Source organism: Streptomyces flavusporus (assembly GCF_046267975.1).
Taxonomy (GTDB): domain Bacteria; phylum Actinomycetota; class Actinomycetes; order Streptomycetales; family Streptomycetaceae; genus Streptomyces; species Streptomyces flavusporus.
The window spans coordinates 7,817,557-7,832,932 of sequence record NZ_CP176503.1 but is presented as its reverse complement, the minus strand read 5'-3'; the positions used below and the strand labels follow the sequence as shown (position 1 = coordinate 7,832,932).

The window sequence follows — 15,376 nt, the reverse complement described above, 5'->3', positions numbered from 1 at the left end:
AATCGGTTGTCCACAGGCCCCCCACGGCACCAGTTCTGGCCAGTAATCTCGGCGCTCATGGAGCAGAGGCATCTCGGCCGTACCGGCCTGCGTGTGTCCCGTATCGGACTCGGCACCCTGACCTGGGGGCGGGACACCGATGAGCATGATGCCGCGGACCTGTTGAAGACGTTCTGGGAAGCCGGCGGGACACTCGTGGACACCGCGGACGTCTACGGGGACGGGGAGGCCGAGTATCTGCTCGGGCGTCTCATGGAAGGGCTCGTGCCGCGGCGGGACCTGGTCATCTCGACCAAGGCCGGGAGCGTACCGGATCCGGACCGGCGGTTCGACGGGTCGCGTGGGCATCTGCTGGACGCGCTGGACGCTTCGCTCGCGCGACTCGGTACCGACTATGTCGATCTGTGGCACGTCCATGCCTTCGACCCCGACACGCCCCTGGAGGAGACGCTCCAGGCGCTGGACATCGCGGTGAGCAGCGGCCGGGCGCGGTATGCGGGCGTGTCCAACTTCTGCGGCTGGCAACTGGCGAAGGCCGCGACCTGGCAGCTCGCAGCACCCGGTCTGCGGACCCGGCTGGCGAGTACGCAGATGGAGTACTCGCTGCTGCAGCGCGGCGTCGAGCGGGAGGTGCTGCCGGCCGCGGTGGATCTGGGCATCGGGCTGTTGCCGTCGTCGCCGTTGGGGCGTGGTGTGCTGACGGGCAAGTACCGCGGCGACGCCATGCCGCCGGACTCCCGGGGAGCTTCGGAGCACCTGGCACCCTTCGTCGAGCCGTACCTCGACGACACGGCAGGCCGCATCGTGGACGCCGTGGCGACCGCGGCGGACGGGCTGGCCGTCACCCCGCTCCAGGTGGCCCTGGCCTGGGTCCGGGACCGGCCCGGCGTGGTCTCCCCGATCGTCGGCGCGCGCAACGCGCAGCAGCTCACGGGGGCATTGTCAGTGGAGGCGCTTAGTCTTCCTGACGAGATCTGCCGGGCGCTCGACGACGTGTCGGCGCCCGTGCACCGCTATCCCGATCACGACTGGAGCACGCTGTGAGCACGGAGCCGGAGACCACCGAGGACGCCGCGCCGGAGACCCCGGGCGCCCCGGCGGAGGGCGGCGCCCCGGGGGCCGAGGCCGCACAGGACGCCGAGGGCACGAGCGCCGCCGCCGGTGAGGTGTCGGAGGCGGAGGCCGAGCTGGCTGCCCAGCGGGTCGAGCGGGAGCGGATCGAGCGGCGCAAGGCGGAGAAGAAGGCACCCATCGAGGCCGGGGCCAAGCTCAGCGGGACCGCCGCCGATCTGCTGGCGGCCGTCCGCGCCGTGGAGAGCGGCGAGAAGCCCCCCGCCACCGTCTTCGAGGAACCCCCGCCCCGGCGGCCGGCTCCGGAGCCGGTGCGGCGGCCGCAGCCGGTGGCCCCCACCGCCGCCCCGGCTCCCGCGGCGGAGCTCGTGGAGTCCGTACGGCGGGTGCTGAGCGACGGCGGCGCTCCCGAGGCACTCGGTCCGCAGGTCGCCGCGGTGCTGGGCGAGGGTGCGGACGATCTGCTGCGCGCCGATCCATGGCAGTTGCTGCGGGTCGGCGGAGTGCGCCCCGAGCAGGCCGACGGGTTCGCGCGGGCCCTGCTGGGTGCGGAGTGCGGGCCCGACGACGAGCGGCGGGGCCGGGCCGTCACCGTCTGGCTGCTGGAGCAGGCGGCGCTCGCCGGGCACACCGCCCTGGAGATGCCGGCGCTCATCGCCGCCCTGGCCCAGCGGGGTGTGCCCGATCCGGACGCGGCCGTGCAGAGCGCCCTGGCGGAGGGCGAGGCGCTGGCGTTCCAGGACGGCCTGGAGGAGTCGGGTGAGGGCGAGGAGGCGGAGACGGAGGCGGGCGAGGAGCGCCCCGTGCGGGTGCTCGTCGGGCTGGAGCGGTACGCGCTCGCGGAGGAGAGCCTCGCCGACGGTCTGGCCCGGTTGATCAACTCGGTGCCCAAGGAGGACGGTTCGGCCGAGGAGTGGGAGCGGGCCGCGTCGGCCGCCGAGGGGTCGGCCGCCGAGCTGATCCGCGCGGTCGCCCGGCACGGGCTGGTGCTGCACACGGGTGGTGAGGCGTCCCGGGCCGAGGCCGCGGCGCTGGTGGATGCGGCACGTGGTGTGGGCCTGCGCGTCTGGGTCGCCGCCCACAGTCCCGTCGGCCGGGGGCGGTTCGCGGAGCTGGTGCGGGACGAGTCCGGGGTCGCCACCGCCGCCGGGTTGCTGTCCGGTGCCGAGGGGCCGGGGCGCGACCCGGAGGGTGCGCTGGACCTCGATCTCCTTGTCGTGCTCGACGCGCCCCAGCTCGATGTGGAGGCCGCGGCCCTGCTCACCGAGTCGCTGCCGGACGGTGCCCGGCTGGTGCTGTCCGGGGATCCGGCGGTGCTGTGGTCCGTGGGGCCCGGGCGGGTGTTCGCGGATCTGCTGGCGGTGCGCAGGTGCCCCCAGGTCGCCTCGCGGCGGCCGGACCCCGGTCCGCTGGGCGAGTTGGTCTCCGGCATCGGCGTGGGCGAGCTGCTCCAGGTCGACGCGCCGGGCAAAGAGGTCGTGATCGTACCGGTGCGGGACGCGGGTGAGGCCGTGCACCGGACCGTGCAGCTCGTTGCGGACTCGGTGCCGCGGGCGATCGGCGTGCCCGCCGAGCAGACGGTGGTCATCACGCCGGGGCATGGCGGCGCGGCCGGGACGCGTGCGCTGAACGCCGTGCTGAAGGAACGGCTCAATCCCGGTCCCGGCCGGTTCGGCGGCTTCGACCCCGGGGACCGGATCGCCTACTCCCCCACACCGGGACGTACGGTGCCGGGCCAGGTCGTCGGGGCCGACGCCGCGGGGCTGCATCTGTCGTGCTCCGGCGAGAGCGTCGTCGTACCGAAGGAGCGGGTGGAGCAGTCCGTCCGGCACGGGTGGGCGCTGACGGCGCACCAGGCGGTGGGCGGCCGGTGGCCCGCCGTGGTGGTGGTGCTACCCGGGGATGCCGCGCAGGCCCTCAGCCGCCCGTGGGTGTACACGGCGTTCGGGCGGGCGGAGCGCCATCTGTCGGTGGTGCACGGTGTGGAGCAGGCCCTGCCGCGCGCCGTCGCAGAAACCCCGGCAAAGCCCCGCACAACCCGCCTGCCACTGCTCCTGACCGCACAGGTGCCGGCGGGCGACTGAAGCGGCCGTGGGTGCGGCTTCAGGGGCGCGCCCACCGGCGTTGCGGCTGGGCGGGGCTGGGTCGCGCAGCCCGGCACTGACGGGGTGCCGCCCGCGCCCACCCTCCCCCACTCTCGGCTTCGCTCGAGCGGGGGACCCCCATCGCCCTGGGGGCACCTCCCAGGCCCTTAAGGCACTGGGGGAGGTACGACTGCCCGCGGCTCGACGGGGCTACCGACCAGAAACCCCGGAGGCCGCCGCACCCGCTGCCGCGGACCAGCTCAGCGGTCCGCGTCCAGCGGCTCCAGGTCCTCGTCCCCGTCCAGCTCCGGCTCGTCCTCGAGATCGTCGTCGGTCTCTTCCTCGTCCTCGATGTCCTCGATGTCCTCGATGTCGTCGATCTCGTCGTCGAAGACCGCGCTGACGTCGAAGCGGCAGACGACGTGCTGCGGGTCGATGCTCTCGAAGGGGGCCTCCAGCCACTCGCCGGGGTCGGCCGGTTCCTCAGCGGCCGTGACCCACAGCGTGGAGTCGCCTTCCTCCAGCCCGAACTCCTTGTGGCGGGAGGCGATCTCGTCCGGTTCGAACTCCCCGAAGAGGATGCCCAACGCCCCGTGGACCGTGCCGGCGGCCTCCGCGCCCGTACCCTCGTCGTCCGCCGCCTCGATCCGCTGGGCCTGCGCCAGCAGTCGCTGTGGTTCCGCCACCGCGTAGTCGCGGCGGATCAGCACACTGAGCGCGTTCGGTTCCTCGGGACCCGTGTACGGCGGCAACGTTTCCTCCGCGCCGGGGATCTCGAAGGGTGTGACTTCGTCGTAGCGGTCGTAGAGCAGCTCGTCGTACGCCTCTGCGGCCGCGGCCAGCTGGTTGAACGCCTCGTAGACGGCCGGGTCGTCCTCGCCCGACCTGCGTTCGACCGCGGCCAGATGACGGTCGAGCGCGGTCTTGATCGCCTCGGCGGCGGCGCGTACCTCAGCAGCGGTGGGCTGCGCAGCATCAGACATAGTGCAGACGCTATCCGTACCCGGCCTGTGCCCGCACAATAGATTCGATGCCGGAATACGAATTTGTCGACGTGTACGTGCCGCGCGGGGTCTCCCGCAAGGACGCCACACGCTTGCTGACGGACCATGCCGAGTACGGACACTGGGAGTTGCATCGTCTGAGCCTGCTGCGCGACGGCAGTCGCAGGGTGCGGTTGCGGCGGCGGATCATCCGCCAGGTGCGCGCCACCTGGTGAGCTGAGGCGCCGAAGTGGAGCGGACCCCCCCGTGGCGGGGCCCGCTCCACTTCGGGTTGCGCCCTTACGCCGACGCCCGCGCCCGGCGGTACAGGACCGCTCCGCCCAGCAGCGCGCCCGCGCCCAGTGAGACGGCGGCGCCGATCGGCAGCTCGCTGCCCGTTTCGGCGAGCGCGCCGGTGCCGCGGGGCTGCGCGACGGACTGGCCGCCGGGCCGGTTGACGTCGGTGGAGCCGTCGTCACCCGGCGTCTCGCCGCCCGGGGTGGGCGGAGTGCTCGGGGTGCCGGGCTCCTCCGGGTCACCGGGGTTGCCCGGGTTGCCCGGGTTTTCCGGCGTCCCGGGTGGCGTCGTACCGTCGCCGCCTCCCGGCGGGGTGGTGTGACCGTCGCCGGAGCCGTCGTTCGCGCAGTCGTTGCCCACGGCGGTGTTGCCGACGCCGATGACGTCGACGCTGTTGCCGCAGACGTTGACCGGCACGTGGATCGGCGCCTCGACGTGGTTGCCCGAACCGACGCCCGGGGAGCCGTCGGCGTGCCCGCCCGCATGGGCGCCGGAGCCGTCCGTGTCGCCGGACGAGTCGTTGCCGCCGTCGTGGTTGGCGCAGGAGTTGCCGGCCGACGGGTTGAGCACCCCGACGACGTTGACGGTGTTGCCGCAGACGTTGACCGGCACGTGCACCGGCGCCTGCACGGTGTTGCCGGAGAGCACTCCGGGCGAGTTCGAACTGGAGCCGCTCGCACCCGAGTCGGCGTGGGCGTGGCCACCCGCGGCGGCGAACACGCCGGTCGCGGCCGCCACGGTCATCAGGCCCTTGCGGGTAATCTGTCGCATTGCTGAATCTCTGCCTTCCCCCTCATGACCAACGTGAAAAGACCGGTCGGTCCCGGAGCGCATTGGGCGCGCTCCGGGACCGACGGCATGGACGGACCTCAGAAAGGCAGCGTCACTTGTTGATGCAGGTGTTGCCGAAGGCGGGGTTCAGCAGCCCGATCACCGAGATCGTGTTGCCGCAGACGTTCACGGGGACGTGTACGGGAGCCTGAACAACATTGCCGGACGCGATGCCCGGAGAGTGCACGGCAGCACCCTGAGCACCGGAGTCGGCAACGGCCATGCCCGCGCCCGCGAGAACCAGCCCACCGGTGGCAGCCGCAGCAGCGACGACCTTCTTGATCATTATTCCTCCTTGTTGGCAATGCGATCCCAAGTAGCTGATCGCATCACCTGTAACGAGGAGGAACTAATAGGGCTACGACCTGATGAGCGCATTCACTCCTGCCGGTAAGGACCGGCACACGCGGGCGATTTCCGAAGTGTCGTTTCAGCGGGCCAAATCAGGACGCATCGATGAACCGGTCGAGCACCCGCACGCCGAACTGCAGCCCTTCGACCGGCACTCGCTCGTCGACCCCGTGGAACATGCCGGCGAAGTCCAGCTCCGGCGGCAGCTTGAGGGGCGCGAAGCCGAAGCAGCGGATGCCGAGATCGTCGAAGGACTTGGCGTCGGTGCCGCCGGAGAGCATGTACGGCACGGCCCGCGCGATGGGGTCCTCGGCGCCGAGCGCGCTCTGCATGGCGTCGACGAGCTTGCCGTCGAAGTCGGTCTCCAGGGCCTTGTCGGCGTGCACGTCCTCCCGCTTCACGCGCGGGCCGAGCAGCCGGTCCAGGTCGGCGAGGAACTCCTCCTCGTAGCCGGGCAGGAACCGTCCGTCGACGTGGGCGGTGGCCTGGCCGGGGATGACGTTGACCTTGTAGCCGGCGCCGAGCATGGTGGGCGCGGCCGAGTTGCGCAGGGTGGCGCCGATCATCTTGGCGATGCCGCCGAGCTTGGCGAGGGTCTCGTCCATGTTCTCCGGGTCGAGCTCGGTGCCGAGCGCGTCGGAGAGTTCGTCGAGGAAGGACCGCACGGTCTTGGTGACCCGCACCGGCCACTTGTGCCGGCCGAGCCGTCCGACGGCCTCGCACAGTTCGGTGATCGCGTTGTCGTCATTGGTCATCGAGCCGTGGCCGGCGGTGCCGTCCACGGTGAGCCGCATCCAGTGCATGCCCTTCTGGGCGGTCTCGACGAGGTAGAGCCGCAGTTTCTCGTTGACGGTGAAGGAGAATCCGCCGACTTCACCGACGGCCTCGGTCACGCCCTCGAACAGGTCGGGGTGCTTGTCGACGAGGTGGCGCGCGCCCCAGGTCCCGCCGGCCTCCTCGTCGGCCAGGAACGCCAGCACGATGTCCCGCGGAGGCTTGCGGCCGGTGCGCAGCCGGTCGCGGACGACCGCGAGGGTCATCGCGTCCATGTCCTTCATGTCGACGGCCCCTCGGCCCCACACGCATCCGTCGGCGATCTCGCCGGAGAACGGGTGGTGGGTCCAGTCGGCCGCGTTGGCCGGTACGACATCGAGGTGCCCGTGGATGAGCAGCGCGGGCCGGGACGGGTCCGCACCCTCGATGCGGGCCACGGTGGAGGCGCGGCCCGGGTGGGATTCCAGGATCCGCGGTTCGAGGCCCACTTCGGCGAGCTTCTCGGCGACGTACTCGGCCGCCTTGCGCTCGCCCGGACCCGAGTGGTCGCCGTAGTTGCTGGTGTCGATCCGGATCAGCTCGCGGCAGAGGTCGCCGACCTCGTCCTGGCCGGTGACGCCTTCGGTCGTGCCCGTCTGGCTCACGCTGTTTCCTCCCGCAGTCGCCGCTGGTGGTCCCCCTCATCCTCCCCCCGAGGCGGGTCGCGCCCCAAGACCGGTCCCGGCCCGTCACACGGCGTTCACGACGGCCAGGGGACGCACGGGGTGTGATCGGCCACCCTCGAAGGCCTGGTAATGTTTACGTCGTCGCCGCGGGGGAAACCCAGCGCGACAGACACCTTGTCCGGGTGGCGGAATGGCAGACGCGCTAGCTTGAGGTGCTAGTGCCCTTTATCGGGCGTGGGGGTTCAAGTCCCCCCTCGGACACCAACGAGACCCCTGTTCACCAGGGGTCTTTTGCTTTGCCGGAGGCACGGGCCGACGGTGTGCACCGCCCGCTGTGTGGGCCATCTCTCCCCCGGCGGAAGATCCCGAGGTCATGGCATACGCCAGGCTGCCCATGAGTACCCGAACGACCACCCCAAGTGGCCGACAAGCAACGTGAAACCTGACGTCGTACTAAAATTTCCGGCTTGTTACGGAGCTGGAGCCGGACAACCCCAGGCAGACCTGCGGGCCCGCCAGCGCCCCGGAGGCTTCCGGGATCGAGACGCGAGGACCCGATGGCAGCCATACAGGAGAGCAGTGCTCTCGGCCTGCTCGACGAAGAGATCCGCGAGCGGCTCGGTGACACGGCACGTTTCTCCGGGGGGCCGGCGGCCTCCCCGCGCACCCTCGTCGACGTCTTCGACGCGTCCGTGCGGGCCTACCCGGACGAACTCGCCCTGGACGACGGCACCACGCGTCTCACCTACCGTGCGCTGGCCGTGGAGGTGGAGCGACTGCGGGGCCGGCTCGCGGCGGCCGGGGTGGGGCTCGGGGACCGGGTGGGAGTGCGGGTTCCGTCCGGCACGAACGGTCTCTACGTGGCGATTCTCGCCGTGCTCACGGCCGGTGCCGCCTACGTCCCGGTGGACGCCGAGGATCCGGACGAGCGGGCCGAGTTGGTGTTCGGGGAGGCGGACGTACGGGCCGTCATCGGGGCCGGGCACGAGGTGACCGTGAGCGGGCGGTCCGGGACTCCCGCAGGCCGGCCCGGCGTCGAGCACGACGCGTGGATCATCTTCACCTCCGGGTCGACCGGGAAGCCCAAGGGCGTCGCCGTGAGCCACCGCAGTGCCGCCGCCTTCGTGGACGCCGAGGCCGCGCTGTTCCTCGCGGAGGATCCCATCGGGCCCGGGGACCGGGTCATGGCGGGGCTGTCGGTGGCGTTCGACGCGTCCTGCGAGGAGATGTGGCTGGCGTGGCGGTACGGGGCCTGTCTGGTGCCCGTGCCCCGGTCGCAGGTGCGCAGTGGTGCCGATCTCGGGCCGTGGCTGGTCGAGCAGGAGATCACCGTCGTGTCGACCGTGCCCACGCTGGCCGCGCTGTGGGAGCCGGAGGCCCTGGGCGACGTACGGCTGCTGATCTTCGGCGGTGAGGCCTGCCCGCCCGAGCTGGTGCAGCGGCTGGTGACGGAGGGGCGCGAGGTCTGGAACACGTACGGGCCGACCGAGGCGACCGTCGTGGCCTGTGCGTCGCTGCTGGGCGGCGAGGAGCCGGTGCGGATCGGGCTGCCGCTCAGGGGGTGGGAGCTGGCCGTCGTCGACGAGGCCGGGGAGCCCGTGCCGATGGGTGGCAGTGGGCAGTTGGTGATCGGCGGCGTCGGGCTCGCCCGGTATCTTGACGCCGAGAAGGACGCGGAGAAGTACGCGCCGCTTCAGTCGCTGGGGTGGGAACGGGCGTACCGGAGCGGCGATCTGGTGCGGGCCGAGCCCGAGGGGCTGGTCTTCCTCGGGCGGGCCGACGAGCAGATCAAGCTCGGCGGGCGGCGGATCGAGCTCGGTGAGGTGGACGCCGCCCTGCAGGCGCTGCCCGGGGTCGCGGGTGCCGCGGCCGCCGTGCGGACCGCGCGGAGCGGAAACCAGCTCCTCGTCGGCTATGTCGTCACCCAGGACGGATGGGACGCGGGAGCGGCGGTGGAGCGGCTGCGGGCCGAGCTGCCCGCGGCGCTGGTGCCGCTGCTCGCGCCGGTCGACGACCTGCCGACCCGCACGTCCGGCAAGGTCGACCGGAACGCGCTGCCGTGGCCCCTGGAGGGGCTGGACACCGGTGGCAGGGCGGAGCGGCTGTACGGCACCGAGGCCTGGCTTGCCGAGCAGTGGACGGAGGTCCTCGGCATCCCGGTCGGCGCGGCCACCGACGACTTCTTCGCGATCGGCGGCAGCAGCCTGGCCGCCGCTCAGCTCACGACGCGGCTGCGCACCCGTTATCCGAGCGCGGCGGTGCTCGACATCTATCAGCAGCCCACGCTGCGCAAACTGGCCCGTCGGCTCGAGGAGTCCGCGCAGGAGGACGGCGCCGCGCGGGTCGTGGCGCCGGTTCCGCGGCGGGCGCAGACCGTCCAGCTGCTGCTGCTCGTGCCGCTGTTCACGCTGCTCGGGCTGCGCTGGACCGTCGTACTCGCCGCGCTCGGGAACGTCCTGACCGCCTACTCCTGGCTGCCGACCGCCCCTTGGTGGCTCGTCGGGGCCGGTGCCGTGCTGTTCTTCAGTCCGCCGGGGCGGCTCGGGATCGCCGCGGGCGGGGCGCGGCTGCTGCTGCGCGGTGTGCAGCCGGGGCGGTATCGGCGCGGTGGGAGCGTTCATCTGCGGCTGTGGGCCGCGGAGCGGCTGGCGGAGGTCAGTGGGGCGACCTCGCTGACCGGTTCGTGGCTGGAGCGGTACGCGCGGGCGCTGGGCGCCAAGGTCGGACCGGACGTGGACCTGCACTCGCTGCCGCCGGTCACCGGCATGCTCAAGCTGGGCCGGGGCGCGGCCGTGGAGTCCGAGGTCGATCTGTCCGGGTACTGGCTGGACGGCGACCGGCTGGAGATCGGGCCGGTCAAGGTCGGTGCGCATGCCGTCGTCGGCACGCGCAGCATGCTCTTTCCGGGCGCCCGCGTGGGCAAGCGGGCCGAGGTGGCACCCGGTTCGGCCGTCGCCTGGCAGGTTCCGACCGGGCAGCGGTGGGCGGGTGCGCCCGCGGTCAAGCTCGGCAAGGCCAAGCGCACCTGGCCGAAGGGGCGGCCGGGGCGGGGTGCGTACTGGCGGGTGATGTACGGGGTGACCGGCGTCGCGCTGAGTGCGCTGCCGGTGGTCTCGGCCGCTGTCGCACTGCTGGTGGCGGGCCTGTTCGTCGGCCCGGACGCCGGGCCGGCCGAGGCCGTGCGCGGGGCCGCGCTCGCGCTGGTGCCGGCGACGCTCGCCTTCGGGCTGGCGTATGCGCTGCTGATCCTGGTCGCCGTACGGCTGCTGAGTCTGGGGCTGGGCGAGGGGACGTATCCCACGCACAGCCGGACCGGCTGGCAGGCGTGGACCGTCACTCAGCTGATGGACCGCTCCCGGGACACGCTGTTCCCGCTGTACGCCGGGCTGGTCACGCCGGTGTGGCTGCGACTGCTCGGGATGCGGATCGGGCGCGGTGCGGAGGTGTCGACGGTGCTCGCGCTGCCCAGCCTGACCACGGTGGGTGAGGGCGCGTTCCTCGCCGACGACACGCTGACAGCGCCGTACGAGCTCGGTGGTGGCTGGATGCGGATCGGGCGCGCGGAGATCGGGCGGCGGGCGTTCCTCGGCAACTCGGGGATGACCGCGCCTGGGCGCAGCGTGCCGGACGGCGGTCTGGTGGGCGTGCTGTCCGCGACACCGAAGAAGGCCAAGAAGGGCAGCTCGTATCTCGGACTTCCGCCGGTGAAGCTGCCGCGCAGTGCGGCCGACGGGGACCGGAGCCGGACCTACGATCCGCCGGCGCGGCTGCTGTGGGCGCGTGGGCTGGTGGAGCTGTGCCGGATCGTGCCGGTGTTCTGCTCGGCGGGGCTGGCCGTGCTGACGGTGGCGGCGCTGTGTGCGCTGGGCGGCTGGGCGTGGCTGTTTGGCGGGCTGGTGCTGCTCGCGGCGGGCGTCGTGGCGGGTGCGGTCTCCGTCGTGGCGAAGTGGGTGCTCGTGGGGCGGCACCGCAGCGGGGAGCATCCGCTGTGGAGCGGGTTCGTGTGGCGCAACGAGCTGGCGGACACGTTCGTGGAGGTGCTGGCCGTGCCGTGGCTGGCGGGGTCGGTGCCGGGTACGCCGGTGATGACGGCCTGGCTGCGCGGGCTCGGGGCGCGGATCGGCAGGGGTGCCTGGGTGGAGAGCTACTGGCTGCCCGAGGCGGATCTGGTGACGCTGGAGGACGCGACCACCGTGAACCGGGGCTGTGTGCTGCAGACGCACCTCTTCCACGACCGGATCTTGCGGACGGATACTGTGGTTCTCCGTGAGGGCGCGACACTGGGTCCTGGCGGAATCGTCCTGCCCGGCAGCACGATCGGGGCCCGTACGACGCTGGGTCCCGCGTCGTTGGTGATGGCTGCGGAGTCCGTTCCCGACGACACCCGCTGGCTGGGCAACCCGATCGAGGCATGGCGCCGCTGAGTGCTCTTACGGCGACGGGGGGCGAGGGACGTCGTACGAGCACAGCGCAGGGAGCAGACGCAGCAGTGGCAGTTCAGCAGTCCGTGGGAGCGGACCCGTACTTCCCCGGCAACGGTGATCCCCGTTACCGGGTGCACCGCTATGAACTCGCGCTGGACTACCGCCCGGGACCCAACCGGCTGGCCGGCACGGCACGGATCAACGCGATAGCGGGGCGGGCGGCGCTCGCCGAGTTCCAGCTCAACCTGGCCGACTTCAGGATCGGCCGGGTTCGGGTGGACGGGCGGCAGGCGCACTACACCCACCGGGGTGGCCGGCTGCGGGTCCGGCCCGCCAAGCCGCTGCGGGCCGGGGCCGCGTTCACCGTGGAGGTGCACTGGTCGGGCAACCCCAAGCCGGTGAACAGCCCCTGGGGCGGGCTCGGCTGGGAAGAGCTGGCGGACGGGGCGCTCGTGGCGAGCCAGCCGGTCGGGGCGCCGTCCTGGTACCCGTGCAACGACCGGCCGGCCGACAAGGCGTCGTACCAGATCTCGGTCACCACGCCGTCCGCGTACGCGGTGGTGGCGGGCGGGCGGCTGCTCACCCGGACGACGAAGGCCTCGACGACCACCTGGGTGTACGAGCAGTCGGCGCCGACGTCCAGCTATCTGGTGGGGCTGTCCGTCGGGAAGTACCAGACGGTGCTGCTGGGCGATCCGGGGCCGGGCGGTGTGCCGCAGCACGGGCACATTCCGGCGCATCTGCTGCCGGAGTTCTCGCGGGACTTCGCGCGCCAGCCGGCGATGATGGAGCTGTTCCAGGAGCTGTTCGGGCCGTATCCCTTCGACGAGTACGCGGTCGTCGTGACCGAGGAGGAGCTCGACGTCCCCGTCGAGGCGCAGGGGTTGTCGCTGTTCGGCGCCAACCACGTGGACGGGGCGCGGGGTTGGGAGCGGCTGGTGGCGCACGAGCTGGCGCATCAGTGGTTCGGGAACAGTGTGTCCATCGCGGACTGGCGGCACATCTGGCTGAACGAGGGGTTCGCGAAGTACGCCGAGTGGCTGTGGTCGGAGCGGTCGGGCGGGCGGACGGCGCAGCAGCACGCCGCGGCCGCGCACCGGTTGCTCGCCGGGAAGCCGCAGGATCTGAAGCTGGCCGATCCGGGGCGCAAGCTGATGTTCGACGACCGGCTGTACCAGCGGGGCGGGCTCACCGTGCACGCGGTGCGCTGCGCGCTGGGCGACGAGGCGTTCTTCCGCATGCTGCGGGGCTGGGCGGGGCTGCATCGGGGCGGTGCCGTGACGACGGCGACGTTCACCGCGCACGCGGCGCGGTTCGCCGCCGAACCACTGGACGACCTGTTCAGGGCGTGGCTGCAGGAGACGGCACTGCCTGCGCTGCCTGAGCAGGAGATACGGATTCCGGTGCGGCCGGCCCATCCACCGACCGGCACCGGCCCCGCGTAGCTCGTCCAGGTTCCTACGAGTTGGGCACCTTCAGCTTGTCCCAGCTCACCTTCCCCGGGATGCCGTCCGCGTCCTTACCCGTGAAGCCGAGTTTCTGTTGCCAGGCCTGGTAGGAGCGGCGGTCGGCCTCCGTCCACTCGGGGCCCGGGCCCTCCTCGTAGCGGCTGCAGCCCTCGGCGACGAGACGGCGGCCCATGGCGGTGATGATCGGGGAGTTCTGGCCGACGTGGAAGAAGCCGCTGCCGGGGAAGGGCTCGTACGTCGGCTTGGGCTGCGGTTGCGGCTTCGGGTCGGGCGCCTGGGGCTTGCCGCCGAGCCGCTGGGCGATGCGCCTGCGCATGCTGTCCATCGTGAAGCCGCGCGGGTCCACCTTGCCCGGCTGCCACTCCTTGTGGCCGATGACGGAACGTTCGGACCAGCCGTGGTGGCGGCAGATCGCGGCGGCCACCTTCTCGATGGCCTCCTTCTGAGCCTCCGGCCAGGGGTCCTTGCCATTGCCGAGGTTGATGCACTCGAAGCCGTAGAAGTGCCGGTTGCCGTCGGTGTCGGCCTCGTTGTCGGGCGGCAGTTTCGTCTCGTTGATCACCGCGCGCAGGACGTCGCTGTCGCCGAGCCCGGCGTGGTTGGCGCGGCCGTTGCCGACGAGGTGGATGTGGCCCTTCTTGTCGATGACGCCGTGGCAGAGAGGGCCGGGGAGGCTGGAGTAGCCGTCGTAGCAGATGTCGACGGACGCGGCGGTGCCGGAGGTGACGGTGTGGTGGATCATCACGCCGTTGACCGGGCCCCAGGGGCCCTTGCTGTTGCGGTTGTGGTTGCGCCAGTTGCGGACCTCATGGACCGTCAGGCCCTCCGCGCGCAGGATCTCCACCATCTTGGACGCGCTCAGTGGCTTTGCCATCACTCGTCTCCTTCCACGGCGGCCTCCGCCTGTGCTGTGGTCTGCGACCGTCCGCCGGAGGGGTCGGACTCGGCCGCCAGTTCCTCGCGGCGGGCCTGGTCCTCCGCCGCGAGCGTCGCCTCGTCCGCCGCCGGCATGCTGCTGGCCAGCGGGCCGAAGGCGAGGCGCAGGTCGACCGCGCTGCCCTCGCCCTTGATCAGGGCCAGCGGGGCGTGGTGGCGGGCGATACCGGCCGGGGCCTGGAGCAGGGGGCGGCGGGCCGGGTCGGCGGGCCACTCGACGCTGCCGGTGGCGGTGCGGGCGGGGATGATCCAGTGGTCGCCGGTGCGGTAGCTGCCGCCCTTGGCGAAGTAGACCTCGACGCCGTCCTCCAGGGGCAGCCACTCCCCCTCGGTGACCGGAACGGCTCCGCCGCGCAGGGCGGTCGTACGGCCCTTGCGCCTCGGGCCCTCGTGGTGGTCCCAGCGGCGCAGGAAGGGGTGGAGGTGGGGCAGGCGGCCGACGCCCGGTGCCGGTTCGGCGGAGAGGCGGACGCGGCGGCCGGGGAGGTCGAGTTCCTCGACACGGAGCAGAGGCAGGGGTTCCAGGCGGGAGGCGTGGGCGGTGTCCGTGAACTCGACGTGGTCGCCGACGTCGAGGTCCAGCTTCTCGTCGTGGCCGAGGGACGCCAACTGCACCCAGGTACCGTCGAGTTCGTCCACCGGGAAGACCACGGAGCCGTTCTCCCGGGACCACTTGAAGGTGGCGTCCTTCGCCTCGCCGCCGGCGTGTACCTCGACGCGGTACAGCTGGTTCTCGGGGCCGCGGTAGCGGGCGTCGGGTTTGACCAGGCAGGGGTCCTCGTCGGCGTGGTCGGGGCGTTCGCTGCGGGCGGCGAGGTGGGCCGAGGGGGAGGACCGGCGCTGCGCCCAGCGGGCGAAGGCGGCGCGGACGACCTCCTTGGACGGGTCGGCCTCCTCGATCTCGAGGGCGGCCAGGGACAGCGGCAGGACCTGCCAGACGACCTTGACGCGGGCGGCGGTGTCGGGCATCGCCGCGCCGAGCGCCACCTCGCGCAGCGCCGGGTCCTCGGCCGCGGTCACCGAGCGCTCCCAGACGTGCAGGTAGACCACGAACGGGGACTGTGCGGGCGAGGGCAGCCGGTCGCCGGGCTTCTCCGGGTCCCGGAAGCCGTCGGGCTGGTCCCAGTACGTCCAGTGCGCGGGCGGCTGCTCGCTCTCCTGCCCCTGGGAGTCCTCGTCGGGCACCGGTGTGCCGGGAGCCGGGCGGCTCGCGTCGCACAGGATGCCGTCGACGTAGTAGCGGCCGCCGTGGATGTGCAGGGTGTCCAGGTCGTGCTTGCCGCCCACGTACTCGATACGGAATCCGGCGGCGTCGCGCGGTCCGCCGTGCGGTCCGATCAGGTCGGCGGCGAGGGTGCGGGCCTGGTGGAGCTGGATCGCGGTCTGCTCGTTGGTGTCGGCGTCCAGCTGGACGCGGCCCTGCTGGGCGACGACCGCGGAGTAGTGCCGTTCCGGGCGGAACGTGAGGCGGGAGAGGTCAGCGTGCATGAA

Annotated in this window: 11 protein-coding genes and 1 tRNA gene; 6 read left to right on the top strand and 6 right to left on the bottom strand. The window is 72.4% G+C overall.

Features of this window, described 5'->3' with window-relative positions:
- Positions 1 to 57: 57 nt before the first annotated feature.
- Positions 58 to 1,044 carry an aldo/keto reductase gene (locus ACKTSN_RS36885; protein WP_409473068.1) on the top strand — a complete coding sequence of 329 codons (987 nt, stop codon included), beginning with the start codon at positions 58 to 60 and terminating at the stop codon, positions 1,042 to 1,044.
- A complete protein-coding gene (locus ACKTSN_RS36880) occupies positions 1,041 to 3,155 on the top strand; it encodes a helix-hairpin-helix domain-containing protein (RefSeq protein ID WP_409473067.1) in 2,115 nt (704 codons plus the stop codon). Before ACKTSN_RS36885 ends, ACKTSN_RS36880 begins: the two co-directional genes overlap by 4 nt.
- 260 nt (positions 3,156 to 3,415) lie before the next feature.
- Here the strand turns inward: ACKTSN_RS36880 and ACKTSN_RS36875 are convergent, their stop codons facing one another.
- Positions 3,416 to 4,138: a hypothetical protein gene (locus tag ACKTSN_RS36875; RefSeq protein ID WP_409473066.1), complete on the bottom strand. Its 723-nt coding sequence runs from the start codon at positions 4,136 to 4,138 to the stop codon at positions 3,416 to 3,418.
- Between the two features lie 47 nt (positions 4,139 to 4,185).
- Between ACKTSN_RS36875 and ACKTSN_RS36870 the strand changes: the two genes are divergently transcribed.
- Positions 4,186 to 4,374 (top strand): DUF5703 family protein, encoded by a 189-nt coding sequence (locus ACKTSN_RS36870; RefSeq protein ID WP_043499282.1) that lies wholly within the window; start codon positions 4,186 to 4,188, stop codon positions 4,372 to 4,374.
- A 64-nt stretch (positions 4,375 to 4,438) separates the two neighbouring features.
- On the opposite strand, the gene ACKTSN_RS36865 is transcribed toward ACKTSN_RS36870, so the two are convergent.
- From ACKTSN_RS36865 to ACKTSN_RS36855, 3 genes are all read right to left on the bottom strand, one after another.
- Positions 4,439 to 5,206, bottom strand: a complete 768-nt coding sequence (locus tag ACKTSN_RS36865) for a chaplin (RefSeq protein WP_409473065.1) — start codon at positions 5,204 to 5,206, stop codon at positions 4,439 to 4,441.
- A 112-nt stretch (positions 5,207 to 5,318) separates the two neighbouring features.
- Positions 5,319 to 5,552 carry a chaplin ChpH gene (gene chpH / locus ACKTSN_RS36860; protein WP_409473064.1) on the bottom strand — a complete coding sequence of 78 codons (234 nt, stop codon included), beginning with the start codon at positions 5,550 to 5,552 and terminating at the stop codon, positions 5,319 to 5,321.
- Between the two features lie 157 nt (positions 5,553 to 5,709).
- Entirely contained in the window at positions 5,710 to 7,035 is a 1,326-nt protein-coding gene (locus ACKTSN_RS36855) for a M20/M25/M40 family metallo-hydrolase (protein WP_409473063.1), read from the bottom strand.
- A 197-nt stretch (positions 7,036 to 7,232) separates the two neighbouring features.
- Here ACKTSN_RS36855 and ACKTSN_RS36850 point away from each other — a divergent pair.
- The 3 genes from ACKTSN_RS36850 to ACKTSN_RS36840 all read left to right on the top strand — a co-directional run bounded on the left by ACKTSN_RS36850 (position 7,233) and on the right by ACKTSN_RS36840 (position 12,925).
- Positions 7,233 to 7,320 (top strand) — tRNA-Leu (locus ACKTSN_RS36850).
- 293 nt (positions 7,321 to 7,613) lie between these two features.
- On the top strand, positions 7,614 to 11,480 hold the full coding sequence (locus tag ACKTSN_RS36845; RefSeq protein WP_409473062.1) for a Pls/PosA family non-ribosomal peptide synthetase: 3,867 nt from the start codon (positions 7,614 to 7,616) through the stop codon (positions 11,478 to 11,480).
- A 65-nt stretch (positions 11,481 to 11,545) separates the two neighbouring features.
- Positions 11,546 to 12,925, top strand: a complete 1,380-nt coding sequence (locus ACKTSN_RS36840; RefSeq protein ID WP_409473061.1) for a M1 family metallopeptidase — start codon at positions 11,546 to 11,548, stop codon at positions 12,923 to 12,925.
- A 13-nt stretch (positions 12,926 to 12,938) separates the two neighbouring features.
- On the opposite strand, the gene ACKTSN_RS36835 is transcribed toward ACKTSN_RS36840, so the two are convergent.
- Positions 12,939 to 13,823 carry a peptidoglycan-binding protein gene (locus tag ACKTSN_RS36835; protein WP_409473060.1) on the bottom strand — a complete coding sequence of 295 codons (885 nt, stop codon included), beginning with the start codon at positions 13,821 to 13,823 and terminating at the stop codon, positions 12,939 to 12,941.
- Complete coding sequence (locus ACKTSN_RS36830; RefSeq protein WP_409473059.1) at positions 13,823 to 15,373, bottom strand: DUF6519 domain-containing protein; 1,551 nt, start codon at positions 15,371 to 15,373, stop codon at positions 13,823 to 13,825. The genes ACKTSN_RS36835 and ACKTSN_RS36830 overlap by 1 nt, the downstream gene beginning before the upstream one ends.
- Positions 15,374 to 15,376 lie beyond the last annotated feature (3 nt).

Bases quoted from the DNA above. Each gene is read 5' to 3' on its own strand.
- ACKTSN_RS36885 (WP_409473068.1), top strand. From the start codon at position 58: ATGGAGCAGAGGCATCTCGGCCGTACCGGCCTGCGTGTGTCCCGTATC.
- ACKTSN_RS36875 (WP_409473066.1), bottom strand. From the start codon at position 4,138: ATGTCTGATGCTGCGCAGCCCACCGCTGCTGAGGTACGCGCCGCCGCC.
- ACKTSN_RS36870 (WP_043499282.1), top strand. From the start codon at position 4,186: ATGCCGGAATACGAATTTGTCGACGTGTACGTGCCGCGCGGGGTCTCC.
- ACKTSN_RS36865 (WP_409473065.1), bottom strand. From the start codon at position 5,206: ATGCGACAGATTACCCGCAAGGGCCTGATGACCGTGGCGGCCGCGACC.
- chpH (WP_409473064.1), bottom strand. From the start codon at position 5,552: ATGATCAAGAAGGTCGTCGCTGCTGCGGCTGCCACCGGTGGGCTGGTT.
- ACKTSN_RS36845 (WP_409473062.1), top strand. From the start codon at position 7,614: ATGGCAGCCATACAGGAGAGCAGTGCTCTCGGCCTGCTCGACGAAGAG.
- ACKTSN_RS36835 (WP_409473060.1), bottom strand. From the start codon at position 13,823: ATGGCAAAGCCACTGAGCGCGTCCAAGATGGTGGAGATCCTGCGCGCG.
- ACKTSN_RS36830 (WP_409473059.1), bottom strand. From the start codon at position 15,373: ATGCACGCTGACCTCTCCCGCCTCACGTTCCGCCCGGAACGGCACTAC.